1 protein-coding gene is annotated in these 685 nt (G+C 46.3%); it reads right to left on the bottom strand.

The features are described from left to right. Positions 1-619: filamentous hemagglutinin N-terminal domain-containing protein (locus ACFIKQ_RS09080; protein WP_375656316.1), on the bottom strand; the 619-nt coding region annotated here is incomplete at its 3' end. Positions 620-685: the final 66 nt, after the last annotated feature.

The raw sequence follows: 685 nt of genomic DNA, 5'->3' as shown, positions 1-685 counted from the left end.
AATTGGCTCCCTTAGCGCCAAAGGTGATATCCCCTCCTCGCACCTGAAAACCTTTCAGAAAACCACTCGCATCAATTTCGGGTACACCCGTGGTTAAGGGCGCATGGGGCGTATTGATAAAGCCACAACCATCACAGCTTATCCCATTGGGATTGGCTATAATCACATCGGCGGGGCTCCCAAAAACCTCTCCTGGACCATGAAGCGCACTGCGCTTGCTGCTGGTCACTTCATTTAAAATCACTTTCGCTGAACCCGTGAGGCGCAAATGCGGATTGCCCGGCATAATGCCCCCCAACTGCGATTGCCCCACTTCTTGCGCATGATTGTTCCAAATCACACCTGGATTGCCAATATTAAAATCGTTATATTTATTGTGCGATAAGCCCTTGCCATTGGGGGTAACAATATCAATCGAGGGAACCCCATTGGGCGCTGCCACTATATCTGGACGATGGGCGGCATTCGCGTTAGGATCCACAGTAATTTGCGCCTGTAACGCTGAAGGGGCTAACAAACAAGAAAAACCAAGTCCCCCAAATAAAACCTTTTTGAGCATCGTACTGGAGACTAAAACACCTAATAAAGCTGCTCTTTCTTCTCTCTTCTCATATCTCATACTTTAACTCCCCAATAAAAAATGCTTAAAGTTCCATTGTTAATGTCATAAAAAATGTTCCTGATT

Origin of the sequence: Bartonella sp. MR63HLJHH (genome assembly GCF_042194155.1) — a bacterium.
Classification (GTDB): domain Bacteria; phylum Pseudomonadota; class Alphaproteobacteria; order Rhizobiales; family Rhizobiaceae; genus Bartonella; species Bartonella grahamii.
Note: the sequence above shows the minus strand (reverse complement) of the source record. Positions and strands in the feature narration are given on the sequence as shown.